Source organism: Pseudomonas sp. NPDC085632 (assembly GCF_044541255.1).
In the GTDB taxonomy this organism is placed as follows: Bacteria; Pseudomonadota; Gammaproteobacteria; order Pseudomonadales; family Pseudomonadaceae; genus Aquipseudomonas.
Genome location: NZ_JBITSX010000101.1, coordinates 2463 through 3194, shown reverse-complemented (window position 1 = coordinate 3194; position 732 = coordinate 2463). Strand labels below are relative to the sequence as shown.

Sequence of the window (732 nt, the reverse complement as noted above, 5' to 3'; positions counted from 1 at the left end):
CACCACCGTGGTGCCGAGAAGATGGCCGAGCGTCAGTCCTGGCACAGCTTCATCCCGTACACCGACCGTATCGACTACCTCGGCGGCGTAATGAACAACCTGCCGTACGTGCTCTCGGTCGAGAAGCTGGCCGGCATCAAGGTGCCTGAGAAGGTCGACGTCATCCGCATCATGATGGCCGAGTTCTTCCGGATCACCAGCCACCTGCTGTTCCTCGGGACTTACATCCAGGACGTCGGTGCCATGACCCCGGTGTTCTTCACCTTCACCGACCGCCAGAAGGCGTACACGGTGATTGAAGCCATTACCGGTTTCCGTCTGCACCCGGCCTGGTACCGCATCGGTGGCGTCGCCCACGACCTGCCGCGCGGCTGGGAAAAACTGGTGAAAGACTTCGTTGAATGGCTGCCAAAACGCCTCGACGAGTACACCAAGGCTGCCCTGCAGAACAGCATCCTCAAGGGTCGTACCATCGGCGTTGCCCAGTACAACACCAAAGAAGCCCTGGAATGGGGCGTCACCGGTGCCGGCCTGCGTTCGACCGGTTGCGACTTCGACCTGCGTAAAGCGCGTCCGTACTCCGGCTACGAGAACTTCGAGTTCGAAGTACCGCTGGCCGCCAATGGCGATGCCTACGACCGCTGCATGGTTCGCGTCGAAGAGATGCGCCAGAGCATCAAGATCATCGACCAGTGCATGCGCAACATGCCGGAAGGCCCGTACAAGGCGGAT

At 60.7% G+C, this 732-nt stretch carries 1 pseudogene; it reads left to right on the top strand.

Annotated elements, in window-relative coordinates:
• Window positions 1-732, top strand: a pseudogene (locus ACIF4X_RS29120) (NADH-quinone oxidoreductase subunit C/D); the annotation flags it as partial.